This window comes from Flavobacterium xizangense (assembly GCF_054075145.1).
In genome coordinates, this window is record NZ_JBSIPG010000285.1 from 1 (window position 1) to 241 (window position 241).

Consider the following 241-nt stretch of genomic DNA (forward strand, 5'->3'; position numbering starts at 1 on the left):
GGAGTCAAAGAGAGTCCCCGTGGAAGCCGTTGAAATAAAGTAACGTTTAAATGATCTTCTAATGCACGAACTTGTTGAGCAATAGCACCTTGCGTAACACCTAACTCATCAGCAGCAGCGCGAAAACTTAACTTCCTGCCCGCTGTTTCAAAAGCACGTAAAGCATTTAAAGACGGAAGTTTTCGACGAGATAACATGAAAAAATAAAGAAGTAGTTTTTCTACACTCTAGTTTGTTTACT

Annotated in this window: 1 protein-coding gene; it reads right to left on the reverse strand. The window is 39.8% G+C overall.

Annotation, left to right across the window (positions count from 1 at the left end):
- On the reverse strand, positions 1-197 hold a 197-nt coding region (locus ACWA1B_RS23455; RefSeq protein WP_456911096.1), incomplete at its 3' end, for a LysR family transcriptional regulator.
- Positions 198-241: the final 44 nt, after the last annotated feature.